Annotated in this window: 1 protein-coding gene; it reads right to left on the reverse strand. The window is 51.5% G+C overall.

Features of this window, described 5'->3' with window-relative positions; translation table 11 throughout:
- A partial coding sequence (locus R7044_RS25260; protein WP_225456001.1) for an AMP-binding protein occupies positions 1-738 on the reverse strand: 738 nt, incomplete at both ends.

Raw genomic sequence — 738 nt, forward strand, 5'->3', positions numbered from 1 at the left:
TCGTCACGACGCGCACCGTCACTGGTGAAGTACATGCCCTTAAAGGTTGAGAAGTAGGTTTGTTCGAAGCGTTCATGGTCGCCGTAAACCGTACGCATTTGACCTGGCCAAGAATCAAGAATTACCAAGTTACCTTCAGCCACGGTGTCTTCAAGGATATTACCCATGTTATCAACCAGCGCAGGTTGTACGCCGAAGAATGGGCGAGTTGCTGAACCTGGTTTGAGATCTGTCGCGCCCGGAAGTGGAGCGATCAAGATGCCGCCGGTTTCCGTTTGCCACCAAGTGTCGACGATAGGTGAATTTTCGTTACCGATCGTTTTGTAGTACCACTCCCATGCCTCTGGGTTGATTGGTTCGCCCACTGAGCCCATGATGCGAAGGCTTGAGCGAGACGTGCCAGCAACCGCTTCGTTGCCTTTTGCCATCAGCGCACGAATAGCTGTTGGTGCGGTGTACAGAATGTTCACTTGATGCTTATCGACCACTTCGCTCATACGGCTTGTGTTCGGGTAGTTTGGTACACCTTCGAACAGGATGGTTTTCGCGCCGTTCGCAAGTGGTCCGTAGATAAGGTACGTGTGGCCAGTAATCCAGCCTACGTCTGCGGTACACCAGAAGGTTTCACCTGGTTGGTAATCGAAGACGTATTTAAACGTCATGGCAGCATAAACAAGGTAGCCACCTGTTGTGTGAAGTACGCCTTTTGGTTTGCCTGTCGAGCCTGATGTGTAGAGG

It is taken from the genome of Vibrio sp. 1402, assembly GCF_033340275.1.